The sequence below is a fragment of the Bradyrhizobium retamae genome (assembly GCF_001440415.1).
Taxonomy (GTDB): Bacteria; Pseudomonadota; Alphaproteobacteria; order Rhizobiales; family Xanthobacteraceae; genus Bradyrhizobium; species Bradyrhizobium retamae.
Genome location: NZ_LLYA01000193.1, coordinates 11,586 through 28,513 on the forward strand (window position 1 = coordinate 11,586; position 16,928 = coordinate 28,513).

The 16,928-nt window shown below is 60.0% G+C and carries 16 protein-coding genes, 3 pseudogenes and 1 riboswitch; of the genes and pseudogenes, 3 read left to right on the forward strand and 16 right to left on the reverse strand.

The genetic code is table 11. From position 1 onward, the window contains the following. Positions 1 to 4 precede the first annotated feature (4 nt). The 11 genes and pseudogenes from CQ13_RS33645 to CQ13_RS33695 form a co-directional block, all read right to left on the reverse strand. On the reverse strand, positions 5 to 670 hold the full coding sequence (locus CQ13_RS33645; RefSeq protein WP_057847101.1) for an ANTAR domain-containing response regulator: 666 nt from the start codon (positions 668 to 670) through the stop codon (positions 5 to 7). After that, a complete protein-coding gene (locus CQ13_RS33650; RefSeq protein WP_057847102.1) occupies positions 667 to 1,827 on the reverse strand; it encodes a transporter substrate-binding domain-containing protein in 1,161 nt (386 codons plus the stop codon). Before CQ13_RS33650 ends, CQ13_RS33645 begins: the two co-directional genes overlap by 4 nt. An 887-nt stretch (positions 1,828 to 2,714) precedes the next feature. Next, positions 2,715 to 3,014 (reverse strand): 2-oxo-4-hydroxy-4-carboxy-5-ureidoimidazoline decarboxylase, encoded by a 300-nt coding sequence (locus CQ13_RS33655; RefSeq protein ID WP_057847103.1) that lies wholly within the window; start codon positions 3,012 to 3,014, stop codon positions 2,715 to 2,717. A gap of 27 nt (positions 3,015 to 3,041) precedes the next feature. After that, on the reverse strand, positions 3,042 to 4,451 hold the full coding sequence (hydA, locus tag CQ13_RS33660; protein ID WP_057847104.1) for a dihydropyrimidinase: 1,410 nt from the start codon (positions 4,449 to 4,451) through the stop codon (positions 3,042 to 3,044). Between the two features lie 21 nt (positions 4,452 to 4,472). Further along, positions 4,473 to 5,208, reverse strand: a pseudogene (locus CQ13_RS33665) (maleate cis-trans isomerase family protein). After that, positions 5,208 to 6,049 (reverse strand): annotated as a pseudogene (locus CQ13_RS33670) (ABC transporter ATP-binding protein). Before CQ13_RS33670 ends, CQ13_RS33665 begins: the two co-directional pseudogenes overlap by 1 nt. A gap of 99 nt (positions 6,050 to 6,148) precedes the next feature. Further along, positions 6,149 to 7,486 (reverse strand): sensor histidine kinase, encoded by a 1,338-nt coding sequence (locus tag CQ13_RS33675; RefSeq protein WP_156434056.1) that lies wholly within the window; start codon positions 7,484 to 7,486, stop codon positions 6,149 to 6,151. Continuing rightward, positions 7,476 to 8,144 (reverse strand): response regulator transcription factor, encoded by a 669-nt coding sequence (locus CQ13_RS33680; RefSeq protein ID WP_057847106.1) that lies wholly within the window; start codon positions 8,142 to 8,144, stop codon positions 7,476 to 7,478. The genes CQ13_RS33675 and CQ13_RS33680 overlap by 11 nt, the downstream gene beginning before the upstream one ends. Before the next feature lie 30 nt (positions 8,145 to 8,174). After that, complete coding sequence (locus CQ13_RS33685) at positions 8,175 to 9,044, reverse strand: hypothetical protein (protein WP_156434057.1); 870 nt, start codon at positions 9,042 to 9,044, stop codon at positions 8,175 to 8,177. A gap of 31 nt (positions 9,045 to 9,075) precedes the next feature. After that, positions 9,076 to 9,411 (reverse strand): hypothetical protein, encoded by a 336-nt coding sequence (locus CQ13_RS33690; RefSeq protein WP_156434058.1) that lies wholly within the window; start codon positions 9,409 to 9,411, stop codon positions 9,076 to 9,078. Continuing rightward, a complete protein-coding gene (locus CQ13_RS33695; protein ID WP_057847109.1) occupies positions 9,402 to 9,947 on the reverse strand; it encodes a hypothetical protein in 546 nt (181 codons plus the stop codon). Before CQ13_RS33695 ends, CQ13_RS33690 begins: the two co-directional genes overlap by 10 nt. 108 nt (positions 9,948 to 10,055) lie before the next feature. Between CQ13_RS33695 and CQ13_RS43730 the strand changes: the two genes are divergently transcribed. The 3 genes from CQ13_RS43730 to CQ13_RS46875 all read left to right on the forward strand — a co-directional run bounded on the left by CQ13_RS43730 (position 10,056) and on the right by CQ13_RS46875 (position 11,600). Beyond that, complete coding sequence (locus CQ13_RS43730) at positions 10,056 to 10,229, forward strand: hypothetical protein (RefSeq protein WP_156434059.1); 174 nt, start codon at positions 10,056 to 10,058, stop codon at positions 10,227 to 10,229. A gap of 119 nt (positions 10,230 to 10,348) precedes the next feature. Then, positions 10,349 to 11,017: an ArsB/NhaD family transporter gene (locus tag CQ13_RS46870; RefSeq protein ID WP_347337078.1), complete on the forward strand. Its 669-nt coding sequence runs from the start codon at positions 10,349 to 10,351 to the stop codon at positions 11,015 to 11,017. Continuing rightward, on the forward strand, positions 10,962 to 11,600 hold the full coding sequence (locus CQ13_RS46875) for an SLC13 family permease (protein ID WP_347337079.1): 639 nt from the start codon (positions 10,962 to 10,964) through the stop codon (positions 11,598 to 11,600). The genes CQ13_RS46870 and CQ13_RS46875 overlap by 56 nt, the downstream gene beginning before the upstream one ends. 192 nt (positions 11,601 to 11,792) lie before the next feature. On the opposite strand, the gene CQ13_RS33705 is transcribed toward CQ13_RS46875, so the two are convergent. From CQ13_RS33705 to CQ13_RS33725, 5 genes and pseudogenes are all read right to left on the reverse strand, one after another. Then, on the reverse strand, positions 11,793 to 12,230 hold the full coding sequence (locus CQ13_RS33705) for an EamA family transporter (RefSeq protein WP_057847110.1): 438 nt from the start codon (positions 12,228 to 12,230) through the stop codon (positions 11,793 to 11,795). 2 nt (positions 12,231 to 12,232) lie between these two features. Continuing rightward, entirely contained in the window at positions 12,233 to 12,616 is a 384-nt protein-coding gene (gene crcB, locus CQ13_RS33710) for a fluoride efflux transporter CrcB (protein WP_057847111.1), read from the reverse strand. Between the two features lie 27 nt (positions 12,617 to 12,643). Continuing rightward, positions 12,644 to 12,705: riboswitch (Fluoride riboswitch) on the reverse strand. Between the two features lie 784 nt (positions 12,706 to 13,489). Beyond that, a pseudogene (locus tag CQ13_RS33715) lies at positions 13,490 to 14,218 on the reverse strand (YiiX/YebB-like N1pC/P60 family cysteine hydrolase); the annotation flags it as partial. A gap of 661 nt (positions 14,219 to 14,879) precedes the next feature. Continuing rightward, on the reverse strand, positions 14,880 to 15,530 hold the full coding sequence (locus CQ13_RS33720) for an SCO family protein (RefSeq protein ID WP_057847113.1): 651 nt from the start codon (positions 15,528 to 15,530) through the stop codon (positions 14,880 to 14,882). Next, positions 15,527 to 16,636 (reverse strand): MBL fold metallo-hydrolase, encoded by a 1,110-nt coding sequence (locus tag CQ13_RS33725; protein ID WP_057847114.1) that lies wholly within the window; start codon positions 16,634 to 16,636, stop codon positions 15,527 to 15,529. The genes CQ13_RS33720 and CQ13_RS33725 overlap by 4 nt, the downstream gene beginning before the upstream one ends. Between the last annotated feature and the right edge of the window lie 292 nt (positions 16,637 to 16,928).

A 16,928-nucleotide genomic window follows, 5' to 3' on the forward strand; every position in this document is an offset into this window, starting at 1 on the left:
TCTCCTACATTGCTTGCTTGTTACCGCCTTGCAGCGTGGTGCTGGTCGCGCGGCCGGGAATGTCGGGCGGCTTCGCCCGCCTGCTCAGAACCTCTTCGCAGTAAAGTTCCAGATTCTGCCGCGCGCGCATGCTTTCGCGGCGGAGCTGGGAATAGGCACCCTCTTCATCGAGCCCGTTCTCTTGCATCAGCAGGATGACCGCGCGGATAACCGCACGGCGACCGCGACGGCGCTCTTCGAGGTCCTGAACGCGGGCATACATTTCGCTGCGCAGTAGGAACTGGTTGATGCCCATGAACAGCGACGTGTAGACGGCACCGCCATGAACCGGCTTACGCAGAAAGGACGTGGCCCCGAGATTGACCAGCGCCTTGAGCCGGCTCGGCGCCTCGACACCCACCAACCCGATCACCGGCACCGGCGGCAGACGCGAGGCGGAATTGACCTCGATCGCAACCGCGCCTTCGAGATCGCCGTCGACAAACAGGATGTCCCGCTCAGGCTGCAGGCTGCCGACGTCGATCTGCGCGCGGCCGCCGACGATCTCAGGATATTCGGATGAGACGCCGAGCTTGGCGAGCGTGCTTTCGAGCGTGCTCTCCCATCCACCACGCGCGGTGATCACGAGAGCGCGGCCACCCTTGAAATTCTGCAGCAGTCGGGATGTCATGATTGCACCACTCTGAGCATGGGGGAACGCATGTCGACGGCGAAGCGCGGCGACGACTGGACCAGGTAGGGATCAGGAGCGACGGGACTACGCGCTTCCAGCAGCACTTCAAATTGTCCATTGACGGCCGAACGACCTATGCGGGGCGTCAGCCAGGCGTGATACGTATGCGGATCAATGCATACCTCGCCCTGGGGCGCCCTCAGGCGCCGGTTCGCGACCGCGGCGCGCACGGTGCGCGCATCATCGGTCCCGGCCTGCTCGAGCGACGCGGCCAGAAGCTTGACCGCGATATAGGACGCCTCCGCATCGGCCGACGACACCGGCCCGCCGGGAAAGGCCTTGGTGTAGGCGGCGATGAATGTCGCGTTGGCCGGCGAATTCAGTGAAGAGAAATACACGCTGGAACTGAGATGCCCATCGACGGCCTCCCCACCGATTTCCGCCAGCTCCGGTTCCGATAGTGTGCAGCTCGCCACGGGAATTTCGCTGGCCTGATCGATGCCGCGTGCACGACAGGCGGCGCGGAAGGCACGGAAAAACGCGTAAGCACTGGTGCCGATCAGATTGTTGAAGACGAAATTGGGACGCTGGTCGAGGATCGCCGATATCACCTGGTCAAATTCGGTGTCGCCCACGGACAGGTACCGCTCCGCGACCACGGTGCCTCCACGCGCAGTCAGCGCCTCGCGGAAGATGCGGTTGTTCTCCCAGGCCCAGATGTAGTTGGAGCCGACGCAGAACGCGCGGATACCGACCCGCGAAGCGAGATAGTCGACCAACGGCAGCACGTGGTGATTGGGCGATGCGCCGGTGTAGATCACATTGTCAGAGCTTTCGAATCCCTCGTAGTGCGACGGATACCAGAGCAGCCCGTCGAACTTCTCGAAGCACGGGATGACCTCCTTGCGGCTCGAAGACGTATAGCAGCCGACCACTTGGCGGATGCCAGCAGCGAGCAGTTCGAGACTGAGCGCGCGGTAGCGCGCGGGATCGCCCGACGGGTTGACCACGACGGGTTCCAGTGCAACCGGCCCGCCCGCCTCGGCATTTTCACGGAACGCCAGCAGGGCGCCATTCAGCATCGAGCGCGCGACGACGCTGTAAGACCCGGTCGTCGAGAACATTACGCCGATACGACAGTGCTTCCGCGCCATCCGCCCGATCCAAAAACAAAAAAAGCGCCCGCCGGCTGTGAAGCCGAGGGCGCCCTCGCCGCCAACTGGACACGCTTGAATTCGAAAGCGCGGTGTTGGAAAAGGTTTGAACTTGTAGCGTTATGGGGCCGCTTCGCCCAACGCTTGCAGTTTAGGCTCCCTTGAATCAACCATTATGTCAAGCGCGTTGTTGCGGCGAGAATTGCTTCAATTCATGTCTTGCTGCAGCAAAACTATGCAGGGCGCTGCGCGAAACTATCCCGGTTGCCGGAAGCGCCTGGAAAGCCGCGGTGATATCGAAGTTGTGCGGCCATGCGGCCGTCGATACCAACACGTTCAGCGGAGGTTGCGTCGAATGGACCCAAGAAACGCAGCTTGATGATGCGAATATCTCGTCAGCCGTTTTCTCCGCTATTGGCACCTCGCGTCCGTAAGGTTTTTGGCGCACGTCTCCTTTGCGCCGATTGTGTTGAAAAAGTCTTTTTTGGCTGATGACTGAAAATTCTTAGGACCGCTCGTGCGTCTCACGCGCTGCGATGTGAGGGACCACATCGATTAACGCAAAAGCGACCACCGACGCTCGCATCGATAGTGCAGAGCCGTGCAGCGGCAGAGATCATCAACATTCGACATTCGCGAGATTTCCGGAGCTCCGCGATTTTCGACTTTTTCAACACAATCCGCCAACAGCGGCCGTTCGATAAGCGCTCATCTCGCGAATTGGGCCCTCAATTAAATCCGCTTCGATAAATTTGGCACGTCGCCTGGTGCGCACATCCGTTAAGTTCGAGGCCGCTCAAGTCGATTTTTCGCGATTTCGTTTGATCTTTCATTGCGCACCGCCGTCATCTAACTAATCGAAGGACTCGACCTCTGGTTCCAATCCATCATGAGCAAGTTTGACCTAGCTCGAGCAAGTCAAAGCCTGTTTGATCATGCGAGCGCACGCTCAATTCGCACTTGTTGGCGAGATCTGGATGAGCCCTAATCAAGGCAAGCCTGAGCTCCGGTGCCGTTTGGTCGACGACAGTCTTCATCGCGTCGAACAGCTGCCGCACTCCGTCGAACGGCCTTGCCAAAGCAGCTTGTTCGGCTATCCAGGGTGAGCATTCGAAGACGTTGCCGAGGGCAGTGACGAAGTCGTCTCTGCTGCAGGCGTTCAAATCGGAGAGAGTTTTCGACGGCATTTTACCTTAAACAGGAGCGGCTGCAGCTCAGATCAGGCTCGATCTGCCGCGACTGATCACCTCGCCGGCCCCCTTGGTGCCGACGATCTTTCCATTGTCCGCAACGACCTGCCCTCGGGCGATGGTCATGACCGGCCAGCCTGTTACCTCAAATCCCTCCCACGGCGTGTAATCAGAACCGTGGTGCAGATCGGATTGCCGGATCGTTTTCTTGAGCTTCGGATCCCACAGAACGATGTCGGCGTCGAAGTCTACGCCGATCGAGCCCTTGCGCGGATAAAGGCCGTAGATTCGTGCGTGATTGGTCGACGTCAGCTCCACGAATTTCTGAAGACTGATCCGCCCCTTCGACACCCCTTCCGAGAAGAAGATCGGAAGACGCGTCTCCACTCCGGGAATCCCGTTTAATACCCAGCAAAACGACGTGCGCGAATTTGGCGTCAGCTTGCCCTTCGGATCGTCATAGCGAAACGGGCAATGATCGGATGAAAAGGTGTGGAAGACACCGCCGATGATACCGTCCCAGATCGCGTCCTGACTTGCCTTATCACGCGGCGGCGGCGAGCACACATACTTCGCGCCGCTCATGTCCATATTCAGACCCTTCATATCGTCGGCGGTCAGGGTGATGTATTGCGGACAGGTCTCCGCATGCACCGGCAAGCCCCGCTGCTGAGCCCAACGCACCTGCTCCATCGCCTCCCTGCCCGACACGTGCACAATCATGATTGGGACGCCCACTATCTCGGCATGGCTGATCGCGCGGTGCGTCGCTTCTCTTTCCACGATTTGCGGCCGCGACGTTCCATGAAAATACGGTGCGATATGCCCTTCACGCTCCAGTTTTTCGGTCAGGTGGCGGATGGCATCGTAGCCTTCACAATGCACCATCACGAGCGCTTGCTCGCGGCGCGCGACTTCGAAAACCTCGAGCAACTGCTTGTCGCTTAGAACGAGGTCGTCATACGTCATGAAGACCTTAAAGGACGTGTAGCCATCCTTCACGAGCGCGGGCAGTTCCTGACCGAGAACGACCGCGGTCGGGTCGGATATGATCAGGTGAAACGACGTGTCGATGTAGCATTCACCATCAGCGAGTTTCTTGTACGCCTCAACGCAGGCGCGCAGCGATGAGCCTTTGATCTGCAGGGCGAACGGCAGGATGGTGGTGTTGCCACCGGCTGCGGCAGCGCGGGTGGCGGAGGCAAAGTCGTCGGCCATCACGACATCTGGCCCCGACGGCTGCGAAATATGGACGTGGCTGTCGATGCCGCCGGGCAATGCCAGCAGGTCCGTTGCGTCGATCTCCCGCGCCGCGCCCTCGATGCGGTCGGCGATGCTCACGATGCGGCCATCGCGAATGCCGATATCGGCCCGGAATTCATCGCTGGCCGTCACGATCGTGCCGCCGCGGATGGCGAGGTCAAACTGTGCCATGTGAATTGCCTCCGGTCGCTTCTAGGAAAGCGGGAGCTGAAAGACCCGCCCCCAGCCTGACAATATTCCCGGGTCTGCACGCGCAAGCAACATCGTTCGCCACAGCGTGACCGCGACCGAATCGAGAATCAGGACATTGAGTTCGCGCTCCAGGGCCGCGGTAATGGCTGCCCCGTCCATATTCGTGCAGAGGATCACGACCGCGTCGCATCCCTCTGCGGCAACGGCACGGATCATGCCGGCGATCTCGGCCGGAGCTACCTGCCCGAACGAAAAATTATCGCGCAGGCCCAGATGTCGTTCGGCATGACAGGCAACGCCCGCGCCCGCCCAGACCTTGCCGATACGCAGTTGCACATCGTCCGTATAGGGCGTCACTAAGCCAACGCGTTGCGCACCACTCGACCGCACCACATCGATGCAGGCCAGTGTTGACGTCGTGGCAGGCTTTCCCGTGCGTGCACCGATAGCGTCACAAAGGCTCTGGTCGCGCTCGATTCCAAGCCAGCTGGCCGACGTGCCGTTCCAGGCCATGGCTTCGACCTTCGCGTCGGCAAGCAAATCCGCAGCGGGCAACATCCTCGATGGATCGAATTGATCGAGCGCCTGCGCATCCAGCCCGATCTCGGTCACCCGGAAGCGGGAGAAATGCGCGCTGATCCTGGGGGGCTCCGGCGAGCATGGCGTAGGTCACCGGCTCGAGAACCGAATTCGACGATGGCGCGAGCATCCCTAGGCGCGTTCGCATCGCAATCATCACGATTTCACGTTTCGGTCGGCCGGCACCATCGGCGTAACGTCATCTTCGATGAAGCCTACCAGCAAACCGCCATCGCGGGGAGTCAGCGCGGTCTCCTTCATGGCTAGGACACCTGAGCGCTGCGCGTCGTTGAATTCCGGGCTCGTGATGTCGCGTGGCCGCGGCAGGTCGAAGGTGACGGATTCACGAATGCGCCCCGGCCTTCGGGTCACGACGACGATCTTGTTGCCCAGCACGAGCGCTTCATCGACGCTATGCGTCACGAACACAATCGTGCAGCGGTGCTTCTGCCAGATCGCAACTAGTTCTTCCTGCATTTCGAGCTTGGTCTGCGCATCGAGCGCCGCAAACGGCTCGTCCATCAGGATCACGCGCAGTTTCATCAACAGTGCGCGCGCAATGCCGACGCGCTAGTTCATGCCGCCCGACAATTCGGCGGGGTGATGATGCTCGAATCCCCTCAACCGACGAGATCGATAAACTCCATGGCTCTCTGCTGGCGCTCCTGCTTCGCAACGCCTTTGAGCTTCAGGGAGAATGCAACATTGTCGATCGCGCTCAGCCAAGGCATTAACGTCGGTTGCTGGAAAACCACGCCGCGGTCTGACCCCGGTCTCTCAATGATCTCGCCGTCTACCAGAGCTTGTCCCGAAGCCGAACTTTCGAACCCGGCGATGATGTTGAGCAAGGTCGACTTGCCGCAACCCGACGGTCCCAGCAGGCAAACGAAATCGTTCCCATCGATGTCGAGGTCGATATTGTCCAGCGTCAGGAGCTCGCGAGCGCGCTTGGGGTCGGCAAATATCTTGACGATGTTGCGAAGCTCGATCGCAGCCATCAGCCAGCCCTCCCCTGCACCGTCGTCGCGCTCTGCCGGTGAAGCACGCGCCCCATGACGCGATTGGACCCAAGGCGACATCGCCGCATCAAGTCGAGATCAGGGTAGTCTCAGCGTCGCGACTGCACCATTCCCAGCCGAATTGGCGAGTTCGAGCCGACCGTTATATCGTGTAGCGATGTCCCGCGTGATCCTCAGGCCGAGGCCATTCGATTGGGCGCGTTCGCCTGTCGGGCTGGTGGCGTAATCCGCAGGTGACGACGAGTTGTCCTGCGTCATGGCGACGAGAATCGAGTCGGGGAAGCCCGGCCCGTCATCCCGAATGGCGATGGTCAGGTCATCCCTCTCTTCCCGGCCGACGCTCACACTGACTCGCGATGCCGCCCAGGCATGGGCGTTTTCGAGGAGATTACCCAACATCTCCTGCAGATCGTCGCGAGATCCCCGAAAGGCCAAGTCCTCCAAGATGTCCACGTCGACCAACAGCTGGCGCTCACGAAAGACGTGGCTGAAGGCGAAGACGAGGTCTTCGACGACCGGTCGCAAGGGAACGGTGTCGGAGAAAGCCGCTGATGCGCGCGCCGTACGCGCCGTCCTGAGGTTCTGGTCGATGAGGCATCGCATGCTATCGACGGCGTCCGTTACCTTGAGGTCCGGGCTCGTCCCACCAGTCCCGAAACGGGCAGCGAGCAGAGCTAGGGGCGTCTTCAGGCCATGCGCCAGTTTAGCCGCCGTGTCGCGCGCTTGGGCGACGAGGTTTCGGCTGTCCGCGAGCAGCGCGTTGACCAGCGTGACGACGGCGTTGAGTTCCGAGAATTGAGATGGTGGGACCTCGGTAAGAGCCCCAGTTCGTAGCCGGCCCAGATCCTCAGCGAGGTCTTGAAGCGGCTTGAGAGCCCGATTGACCTGCGACCAGACGACCAACATCAGCATGAGTCCGAGCGTCACGACGCTGCTCAAAACGATCCAGAGATCGTCGAGCAACGCGCGGTCAATCGCGCTCTCTGGGCCAGCGACGGTTACCAAGAGCCCGTCCGCGCCGCGTACGGAAAGCGAGAGCGCCAGAAGCGCCTCACCGCGTGGTCCCTTGGTAGGCTGGGTTTCGCCGAGCCCGCTGGAGGGGAGGCTTTCCGCTACCATAGAGCGAGAGCGGGCAACGATCGCCTCCCCGTCACGTACGAGCCAGTACCAGCCGGAAAAGCGTTCGCTGAAGGCAGCATCGGGAGTGAAGTCGCCAAGATCGATCGCGCCATCTTGCCCTCGCGTCACAGTGGCTTGGAGGTCTTGCGCTAACGCCCGGAGGCGGGTCTCAAAATCCCTCAGAAGAGTGAAGCGCAGCAGCAACACCGAAAGCACGAGGGCGACTAGCATCACGCCCGCGATCGACACGAGCAAGGTGGTGAGCGCCTGCCGCCGAAGCGACCGCTTAGTCGCCATGGCCGGCGTCCAGTCGGTAACCCTCACCGCGCACGGTCTCGATTTGGCAGGGCGCTATTTTGCGCCTGAGGCGGCTGACAATAACTTCGATCGAGTTGAAATTCCGGTCCGTATCGCGTTCGTAGACATGATCGCTCAGTTCCGTTCGGCTCACCACGGCGGGCTGCTTGATCAGCAGGTAGCGCAGCACGCGCCGCTCGAAGGCCGTGAGCTTGAGCGGCAGCCCGGACATCGTCACCTCGCCCGAGGCCGCATCCAAGGCGAGATCGCCGCACACGATCGGTCCCTGGGCTCCGCCGGCGCTGCGCCGGATGAGTGCCATCAGGCGCAGCACCACCTCCTCGTTGCGGAAGGGCTTGGCGAGAAAGTCGTCCGCCCCGGCCCGGAAGCCCGCCACCAGATCGGCGAAACGATCGTGGGCGGTGAGGATCAGCACGGGAAGCAGGGATTTTTGCGCCCGCCAATCCGCCAGCACATCGAGACCATTGCCGTCGGGAAGGCCGAGATCGAGGATGACAGCGTCATACGGCTCGATGAGCCCCGCCTCCCGCGCCTCGGCAGCCGTGGCGCAGGTATCCACGGCGAAATCGGCGCGCCTGAGCACGCCGGCTAGTTCCTCCGCCAGCGAGGTCTCATCCTCCACCAGAAGCAATCGCAATCCCGTCGCCCCCTGTGAAAATCCCGGCCATCACCACAGCCAGATCTGCTTGTATATCGTGCCGGCGAGGTCAATGTGCAGTTCCAATCGCTCGCCTCGGCGATTGGTCACCTCCAACTCGACATGATTACGCTTCTGATCGAAGCCGCCGTTCGGCTTGAAACCTGCCTCCCTGGCCAGGCGCGCGTAATCGTCGCGGGTGAGGCCGCGCGGAACAGCGCTCTTCTTGTCATGCTCGGCATCTTCAATCTCCCAAAGTCGGTCGGAACGGTCCAACGAGACGTATACAGTCCGACCATCAGGCATGCGCGCGAGGATCTCGGTATGATGTTTCTTGCGGACAGGCGCGCCGATCGGAGTGAGGCTGAGATCTTGTAGGATGGCCGTAATTCCAGTTCGCTCGGGTGGGACAGCTGCCGGTGGCGTGATGGTTGGGGAAAGGGCCGTTGGCGCTGCGTCGGGGCCCGGCGCCAGCAGGAGTTCGGTCCCGCGGAAAATGCGCTCCGCCCTGATGACCGCGCCGAAGCGCTGTCCCTCGACGCGAACGTTGTCGCCGACACTGGCGGACAACATCGGCTGGTCGCCGGTGGGCTCCACGAGGCTGCGCTCACCCGCGGCATCGAGGATAAACCGGTTGCCAAAAATCTCAACGACCTTACCCTCCAGAATAACCGGCCCGTCTCGCCCAGTGTTGGCTGGAGGAAGCGGCGCGTTTGTCGAAGTCTGGCTTTCGTTCGCCGCCGGAGGAAGCGGCGTGGGCCGCGGCATGGCCTCCTCTGCGCCGGCTCGTCCCATGACGAGCAGCGACAATAGCAACCCGAAGCCAAGGCGCCGCCAAGGGGACGCCAGACGCCACGGCGGGTGATCACATCGTGGTTTGAGCGACGCGCCGAAGGACATAATCGAGTTCCTCATGGAGGGCTGGTCGCGGCTATGAAGTCGGTTGCAACTTGGCTGGAGGACGTGCGCTTGACCTCGCGCCGCGTCTTCCCACAAACGACAGCAGAAGCCAGACAGGTACCACAACTACCGCGCCGTAGAAAAGGAAGAGAAAAATCGTGCCTGCATCGTCGGCGATTCCACGGACGATCGCGCGGCCGCTTTGGAGCGGATGGAAGATCAGATCGCGCAGATCGAGATCGCCCCAGTAGAGCAAATCCCCAACCACGGAACTCCAAAGCGCGAGCTTGATGAGGACATACCCGCCTGGCAGGCACGCTGCCAGAGACAGCACCGCGAGGGTGATCCGCTCGCCCATCACTGCCACGGCCGCACCCACACCTGCTTGTAGATGTATCCGCCTCGGTCGATGTGGAGATCAACCGTCTCACCCTTCTGCGTGCGGGCACGCACGACCGTGTGGTTCTTCTTAACCTCTACGGCCGAGGGCTCAGCAAAGCCGGCGCGGGTGGCCGCCTGCACGGCCACCGCTGGATCGACGGCGCGGAAATCTCCATAGCGGTGCTTGTCGTGAGACTCGTCCTCGGTCTCCCAGAGCCGACCCATAAGATCGAAGGACACCACGACGCGCCGCCCGTCGGAGGTGATGGCGTCCACCTCCATATGATGCTTCTTGCGCACGAGGTCGCCGCGCGGCGTGAGCTTCAGCTCGGCCAGCGACGCGCGCCAATCGGTGGAAGGCTGTACGCCGGGCACCGGAGCCGGCCTACTGGCCGCAGGAGGTTGCGCTACGCTCGGCGGGGGACCGAGCACCTGAGCAGCCGCATGTCCGGTGCAGGTGACAGCGAGCGCCGCGACTGCTGCGCGAACGGGCGATAGGATCACTTGGCGCGTGGTCATCATGACGCTGGCTCCTCCGTTCATGCACGTCGAACGGTAGCAGCGCTACGCTTAACCCGCCTTGAGCCAATCGGTTCAGGTTCGGTTCAACGACACATCTCGGAGAGAGGATTGGATTTCCAGCGCCAAGCAGGCAAAAGCAAGAAGACAGAAACTGGACTCCCGACAATTCAGATCGATCTAGATCTGCGCAGCGATGTGGCGAACGAGTTCCGCGAGACTCAGGGCAAAACAGCAGAATCGGTTGAGCGAACGGCTGCGGCCGAAGACCAGCTAAAGCGATAGATGTCGGTTGCTGGCACCTTTGAGACGTGCCGACTGACTCTGAATTGTCTGCTTATCGGGGCAGACTGAAGTCATCGGCGCGCAGTTAGATTTGACCCATTTGAGCCATGGCTTGCATCTTGCCTTTGGCGCTCGGCGAAGGCTTGATGTTCAGAATGAACTGGATGCCGGAAACAACGATTGCTGCTGCGTGGTTGATCTTTCTTGCAACCTACGCCGTCATGGCCCTCGGCAAGATACCCGTATACCGGATTGACCGGGCTGGGGCGGCCCTGCTGGGCGGCAGTTTGATGGTCGCCACCGGCGTATTGTCGCTCGAAGAAGCGTATCGAGCGGTCGACTTCAATACGATCGTCTTGCTGCTTGGCATGATGATCGTCGTCGCCAATCTCCGGCTTTCAGGATTTTTTCGCGTCATCACCCACTGGATCGCAGCCTACGTTAGACGACCGATCACGTTCCTTGGAATGGTAATTTTTTCCTCCGGGGTTCTCTCAGCGTTCCTGGTCAACGATACAATCTGCCTGGTGATGACCCCGCTCGTGCTCGAACTCGTGACACGGCTAAGGCGAAATCCTATGCCCTACATCTTGGCGGTCGCGACCGCATCTAACATCGGTAGTGTCGCAACCAACACTGGAAATCCTCAAAACATTATAATTGGAAGCCTCTCAGGTATTCCTTTACGGCGATTTCGCTGCGGCGCTTGTGCCGGTCGCAGTCGTCGGGCTCATGATCACTTTTGTTCTCATCGCATTGTCCTATCGAAGCGAATTCTTTACGCGTGATCAGTTTGACAAAATCGACATATCACCTCGCTACCATGGACCGCTGTTGGCGAAGTCCATCGTCGTTATGGCGGTTATGGTCGTGCTGTTCTTCTTCGGTCAACCAGTCGCCAAGGTAGCTATTGTGGGTGGTGCTTTTCTGCTGCTCACGCGGCGCGTAAGGCCTGAAAAGGTCTATATCGAGATCGACTGGCCGCTTCTAGTGATGTTCGTCGGGTTGTTTGTTGTCATCGGCGGGCTCGAGAAAGCGGTGATCACGGCTGCGATCGCCCGCCAGCACCTCGATAACCCAACAGTCCTGGCCAGCGTCACGGCCGTGCTGTCCAACCTCGTTAGCAACGTTCCGGCCGTGCTTCTCCTCAAATCATTCGTTGCGAACTTACAAGATCCGCAACGTGCTTGGCTTGTAGTCGCGATGGCCGCGACGCTGGCTGGGAATTTTACACTGGTCGGTTCTGTTGCCAATCTCATTGTCGCGCAGCGTGCGAAGGTGCGAGGCGTGGAATTACATTTTTGGGCCTATTTCAAGGTGGGTGCGCCACTCACGGTACTGACTATTGCTTTTGGGCTTTTGTGGCTCTGAGGCCGCTCGGTCGAAGTCGCCACCGCTATGTAGACTGTTGGCACCTTTGAGGCATGCCGGCTTGGTCTGAAGATGTCCGGTTGGGGTAGACCGGAAGTCATCGGCTGAGAGACAAGCCGGCGCTCTTGATCCATCTGAGACGTTGCAGTAGCGAAGCTGGTGCCGGCTTTGACCGATACGATGCCGTTTCCCTTATGCTCGGTACGCAACGAGAACGGCACCGCACGCAATCAGAATTACGCCGAGCCAATTTGGCAGCGCAAGCCGTTCACCCAAGAAGAGCACTGCGAAAACTGACACGAAGACGACGCTGAGCTTGTCGATTGGAGCAACGCGCGCGGCATCCCCGAGCTTCAAGGCGCGGAAGTAGCAAATCCAAGAAGCGCCTGTAGCGGCACCCGATAGGATGAGGAACAGCCACGTTTTCGCGGATACGCTGGACGGCTGCTGCCAATTCCCGGACGCGCAGACGATCAGTGCGGCCACCACTAGAATGACCACGGTGCGAATAAAGGTGGCAAAGTCCGAGTTGACGTTCTCAATGCCGACCTTTGCGAAGATGGCTGTTAAGGCAGCAAATCCTGCGGAAAGCAGCGCCCAAAATACCCAAGAGAGCAGGAGATTTTTCATGGTCAGGGGAGTGCCCGAACGAGCCGCAACGCGGCGATCAGTGCTCCGACGGACAGCGCTACCGACGCTACCATGTAAGCAAACGATGCTAACGTCTGTCCGCGTTCAATCAAGTAGTAGCCGTCTAGAGAGAACGTGGAAAACGTCGTGAAGCCGCCACAGATGCCGACTGTCAAGAATATCCGCATTGTCTGTGACAAGTCCCATTTGGCGGCGAACATTCCGACAAATGCACCGATCAGAAATGAGCCAGTCACGTTGATTATAAGCGTGCCCCACGGAAATTCCGTTCCGAACAGCTTTCCCGATCCGACGCCGACAAAATATCGCGCGACCGATCCGAGCGCGCCGCCGGCGGCTACAGCAAGAATGAGTTGAGGGGTCATTTGCACATGCTCCTACCTGCGCTCTCGCGCCCAGTAGGAGTCATCAGCCAACACGGCGGTTATCGGGGGACCCCATCCCCATCACTATGGAATGAGATAAGCGAAACAGTCTGCATCGACAAGCCCCCCAATTGACGGTGACTTGGCTTAACGGTGTATCCGGACGAAAATCGGTGAGCGACAAGTTGTGGCACGCGCTAAAAGCGCGTACGAGCAACCCAAGACCGGCAACGGTGACGAACGCGAGGAGGCGCGGTGCACACCGCAGCCATATCGCAAGCCAAAGCTCGCGGATGCGCTAGACGCGGTGCAGACATTCCGCGGGGAATGTTGCTTCTCCTGCCGGCCAAGCGATGGTCACTAGCTCGCCAGTCTCAACAACTAAACCGATTGGGCTTCCGCTATTCAGTCGGACACGTTCTCCTATCGTCAATGGTATGCGACGGCTGGCGCCTGATCTCCTCTCCAACAGAAAGCCAAGAACCGGCAGCGCAACTGCGACAAGAACAACAATCCGGGCCCAGTTCACTGGTTGCTCGTAACCGTCCACCATGTTTGTTGGATTAGTCAAATCTCAATTCCTTCTTTGCACCGCTCAAACTGCGTCGTCGTCCGGACGCTTACGCGCGGCGGTACGGGAACTACCGTGGGAGGATTTGTGTGCGCCCGGCGTGCGAACGATTTGCGCTCATCGAGGCACCTTTCAGCTCATCTCCGAGCATGGTGGCACAATGCCTGTAGATGGGTGAGGAGCTTGATGTCCTATGCCGTGAGGATCGCGCACTGGGAACATTCGGCGTACTGGGACGCCTCATCGCTATTACCTTTGATCTCTGGAGCGAGCGTGACCTGCGCCGTGTGAATTTCGGCAAGATCGGCCCAATGCATGTCTTTGTAATTGAAGCCGCGCGCGAGCGTGGGCTTGACGACCATGAAGTAGGGCGAAATATCGAAATCGCGTGGCGCATAAAAAGATGAGTGGCGGATCTCGGCAACTTCGCGCCGCCCTCTCTGGCCCTCGACGCGCTTCATCTCGGGCAGGATCGGATAACGCACGGCGTCGAAAGCTTGCGCAATCAGCGAAGAACAGATGATGCGGCTGGCATCGCCGGAGCCGAGCGTGATCGTTCGGCGGCGCCAACGCTGCGCCGCCGGACCTGGAAATAGATACCGCATCAGGTCGATAACGTTCTTGAAGTCGTAGCCAAGACCAATGCGTTCGGAAGCGTAGCGGCAGACCGTCTCGCAGTCCGCTTGGGTGAGGCCCACCGGCCGGCAGATGCGGGTTCGACAATGCAGATATTTCGACAGCGGCGCCGACACGACTCCTTCTTCGATATTGGCTTCGATCAGGACATGGGGCTCGGCCTCGGTTTCTGTGCCGACCATGGGCCCGACGTACAACGCCGAATGCGACCAAGCCGACTGAGTGAGATATTTGATACTGCCGGAGATACGGCCTTTGCCCTCGACCAGCAAAACATCGCCAGGTCGAAGGGTCTCGCGTAAAGCCGTCATATCGTTTGGAGCGAACGGCTGACAGTTGACTGGCTGCTGCAGCCGAGCGATAAAGCGTCCGACATTGTCGAACAACGAGCCCATATCGTCCCTCACCTTTTGGTGTTTCCCTTATGGCTGTGCGAGGCGGCTCACGTGCCGTCCACTAGCAGGATCCTCACCAAGCGTAATCGTGAGAGGTGGCCTGGACCACTAAACAGAGGTTGATCCATATGTAACCTTTTGTGGAGGAGGACATACCTAAGTTTGACTGGCCGCCTCGGCGGCCATAGGAGTGATGGGAACGGCGCACCTCGTTCAGCTGGCGTCCGAGGCAGGTCAGTTCTCCGGCTCCACGAACACCTCGTCGCGCTTCTTACGCAGCGTTGGCAGAACGGCCAGCACGAGCAGGGCAGCGGCGATCAGCATCAGCACCGCCGACAACGGCCGACAAGCACAACCGTTGGCTTCAATCGCGCGGCGAACGCCGGCGAGCGCCGCGGCAGCGGCCCCCGCAGGGAAGGTCAGTCTCGAAAAATCTGAGGCAACGGGCTGCGCGCGTGCCGACTGCGGAGAGACACTCCGCTGACGGTCCGAACGGGAGGCTGCCAACAACACCGGCAGTCGGCCGCTTCGAGCCGATACCCGCTTTGATTGCGAACCGATAAGCTCTTGCGACATTCTTATCGGTCGCAAGCAACGAACGGCCGCTTTGCGCCCAAGAGCTGCCACTCCGGTGAGGTCGCATTGTGACCCGAAGCGGACCTCAGGGTCGAGACAACAGGGACGGCGGTAACACCTTCAGCGTTTGGCTGAGATGAGCCTTGATGACCTCGACCATCCGATCTGAGGGGGTGCCTGGCGGGAAGAACCCGAGATACTTGCCGTCGCGATCCATCAGATAGATGAAACCTGAATGATCGACAGTATATTCTGCGGCGCCTTCGATTGCGACCTTAGCGTAATAGACCCGATACAAGCGCGCGGCGTCGCGAATCTGTGCAGCATCGCCTGTTAGGCCGAGCAGGCGCGAGTGGAAGAACGGCACGTAGTCGGCGAGATGCGCAGGCGTATCGCGGTCGGGATCGACAGTAACGAACAACGGCTGCAGCGCGTCGCCGTCGGGGCCAAGTTTGTCGACGGCCTGCCCGATCGCCATCAGATCGGTCGGGCAGACGTCCGGACAGAAGCTGAACCCGAAATAGACGAGCATCAGCTTGCCACGGAAATCGGCGTCCGTACGAGGCTTGCCGGTGTGATCGACGAGAGTGAAGGGGCCACCGATCGGCTCCTTGCCCCACATCACTGCGTCCATCAGTTCGCCAGCACTGCGTTCGCTCTGTGCGTGCGCCACGGGCACCGCACCGAGCAGCCCCGCGACCAGGACCGAGCCGACAAACACCCGACTATTCCTCATGCGCCCATCGTCATACGGATGCCGGTTGTCGAGACCAGAAGCTTGTCCGGCATCTGCGCGCGCACGGCACGCGCGAAATTGTCGCCGCTACAATGCATCGGGATAATCACGTCCGGTTCGAGCTTCTTGATCTCGGCGACGACTTGATTGAGATAGTCCGGGGGTGCAGGCCCGAGATGGAAGCCACCGACGATAGCATGGACCTTCTGCACGCCGGAGACTTCCTGTGCCTGCCGGACCGAATTGACGATGCCGACGTGACCGCAGGAGCTGATCACCACGAGCCCGCGGTCTTTTACATTGAAACAGGTCGCGTGCTCGTGAATGTGCTCGTCCGGAACGATCTTGCCCAGCATTTCCGCCGGCAGGTAGGGGCTCGCGTTACAGCCGAGACCATCCTTCTCAGCAAATCCGACGTGTGTGTTCGGCAACACTCTTTCGATGCCCGACCTCTTTATCTTACCTGTCGTGAAAGCATGGTCGGCGACAACCGTCGGGTTCTCCGCGAGAACGACTGCGACCTTGTTCGCAACCAACTCGCGGCGATCGAGCGCGCCAAATTCGGTAAGTGCGCCGGGTGCGCCGCTATAGCGCTGGCAGAAGTTGTCCTCCCCGCCGGCATAGAGTTTCACATCGGCGGGCAACGCGCTGCGGTATTTTTGCAGAAAGCCGATGAGGCCGCCGTAGTGATCGAAGTGGCCATGGCTCACGACCATTGCATTTATCTTGCTGGGATCAGCGCCGGTCAGCTCGATATTGTTGAGCAGAGCTTCCGGCGTATAGCCGAAGTCGAGCATGATAGTACGCTGCTCATCGCCGCGCTGTGACTGCAGGTACAGCGACAAACCCCATTGATTGTGTAGTGCGCGACGATAGTCCTGCTGCCGTGGTGCTGGCTCGATCGAGACGTTCCCCACCTTGCCTGGGCGCTCGAAAATATTCTGGCTTCCATCAATCAGTACTCGGATAGAGAGCTTGTCCACCACGGGAATGTCGATCGCGGCTGCTTTGGCGATTTCGATGCAGGAGAAGTTGCCGGCGGCGATGGCTCCCCCAATGGCCGCACAACCCCTCAGAAAATCGCGGCGTTTGAATTGCTCGATCATCGATCCCTCCCCGCAACGGAGCCAAGCGTTAGCCTTGGCTGGATGACTCCACAACTGACGGCGTATAGAGGGCACGAAATCTCGCCCTCAAATCCAATATCAATGAATGAGTAGTGCTTGCCCGCCGAAGGCATTGGTGCCGCGCTAAACTACAGAGCTCCGGCACGTCCCATTGGCAGTTGGTCGAAGAATACACCACTTTCGATGCGGCCAAAAGAGCAGGTTCACTTCCGCTTCTGGCCCGAAAGCGAAGCCCGATCTGGCTCTTTGATTGTCGGCTTATCGGGACAAA

Bases quoted from the DNA above. Each gene is read 5' to 3' on its own strand.
- CQ13_RS33675 (WP_156434056.1), bottom strand. From the start codon at position 7,486: ATGGCGACTAAGCGGTCGCTTCGGCGGCAGGCGCTCACCACCTTGCTC.
- CQ13_RS33720 (WP_057847113.1), bottom strand. From the start codon at position 15,530: ATGAGGAATAGTCGGGTGTTTGTCGGCTCGGTCCTGGTCGCGGGGCTG.
- CQ13_RS33645 (WP_057847101.1), bottom strand. From the start codon at position 670: ATGACATCCCGACTGCTGCAGAATTTCAAGGGTGGCCGCGCTCTCGTG.
- crcB (WP_057847111.1), bottom strand. From the start codon at position 12,616: ATGACCCCTCAACTCATTCTTGCTGTAGCCGCCGGCGGCGCGCTCGGA.
- CQ13_RS33725 (WP_057847114.1), bottom strand. From the start codon at position 16,636: ATGATCGAGCAATTCAAACGCCGCGATTTTCTGAGGGGTTGTGCGGCC.
- CQ13_RS33650 (WP_057847102.1), bottom strand. From the start codon at position 1,827: ATGGCGCGGAAGCACTGTCGTATCGGCGTAATGTTCTCGACGACCGGG.
- hydA (WP_057847104.1), bottom strand. From the start codon at position 4,451: ATGGCACAGTTTGACCTCGCCATCCGCGGCGGCACGATCGTGACGGCC.
- CQ13_RS33655 (WP_057847103.1), bottom strand. From the start codon at position 3,014: ATGCCGTCGAAAACTCTCTCCGATTTGAACGCCTGCAGCAGAGACGAC.
- CQ13_RS33695 (WP_057847109.1), bottom strand. From the start codon at position 9,947: ATGATGACCACGCGCCAAGTGATCCTATCGCCCGTTCGCGCAGCAGTC.
- CQ13_RS33705 (WP_057847110.1), bottom strand. From the start codon at position 12,230: ATGAAAAATCTCCTGCTCTCTTGGGTATTTTGGGCGCTGCTTTCCGCA.
- CQ13_RS33685 (WP_156434057.1), bottom strand. From the start codon at position 9,044: ATGTCCTTCGGCGCGTCGCTCAAACCACGATGTGATCACCCGCCGTGG.
- CQ13_RS46875 (WP_347337079.1), top strand. From the start codon at position 10,962: ATGATCACTTTTGTTCTCATCGCATTGTCCTATCGAAGCGAATTCTTT.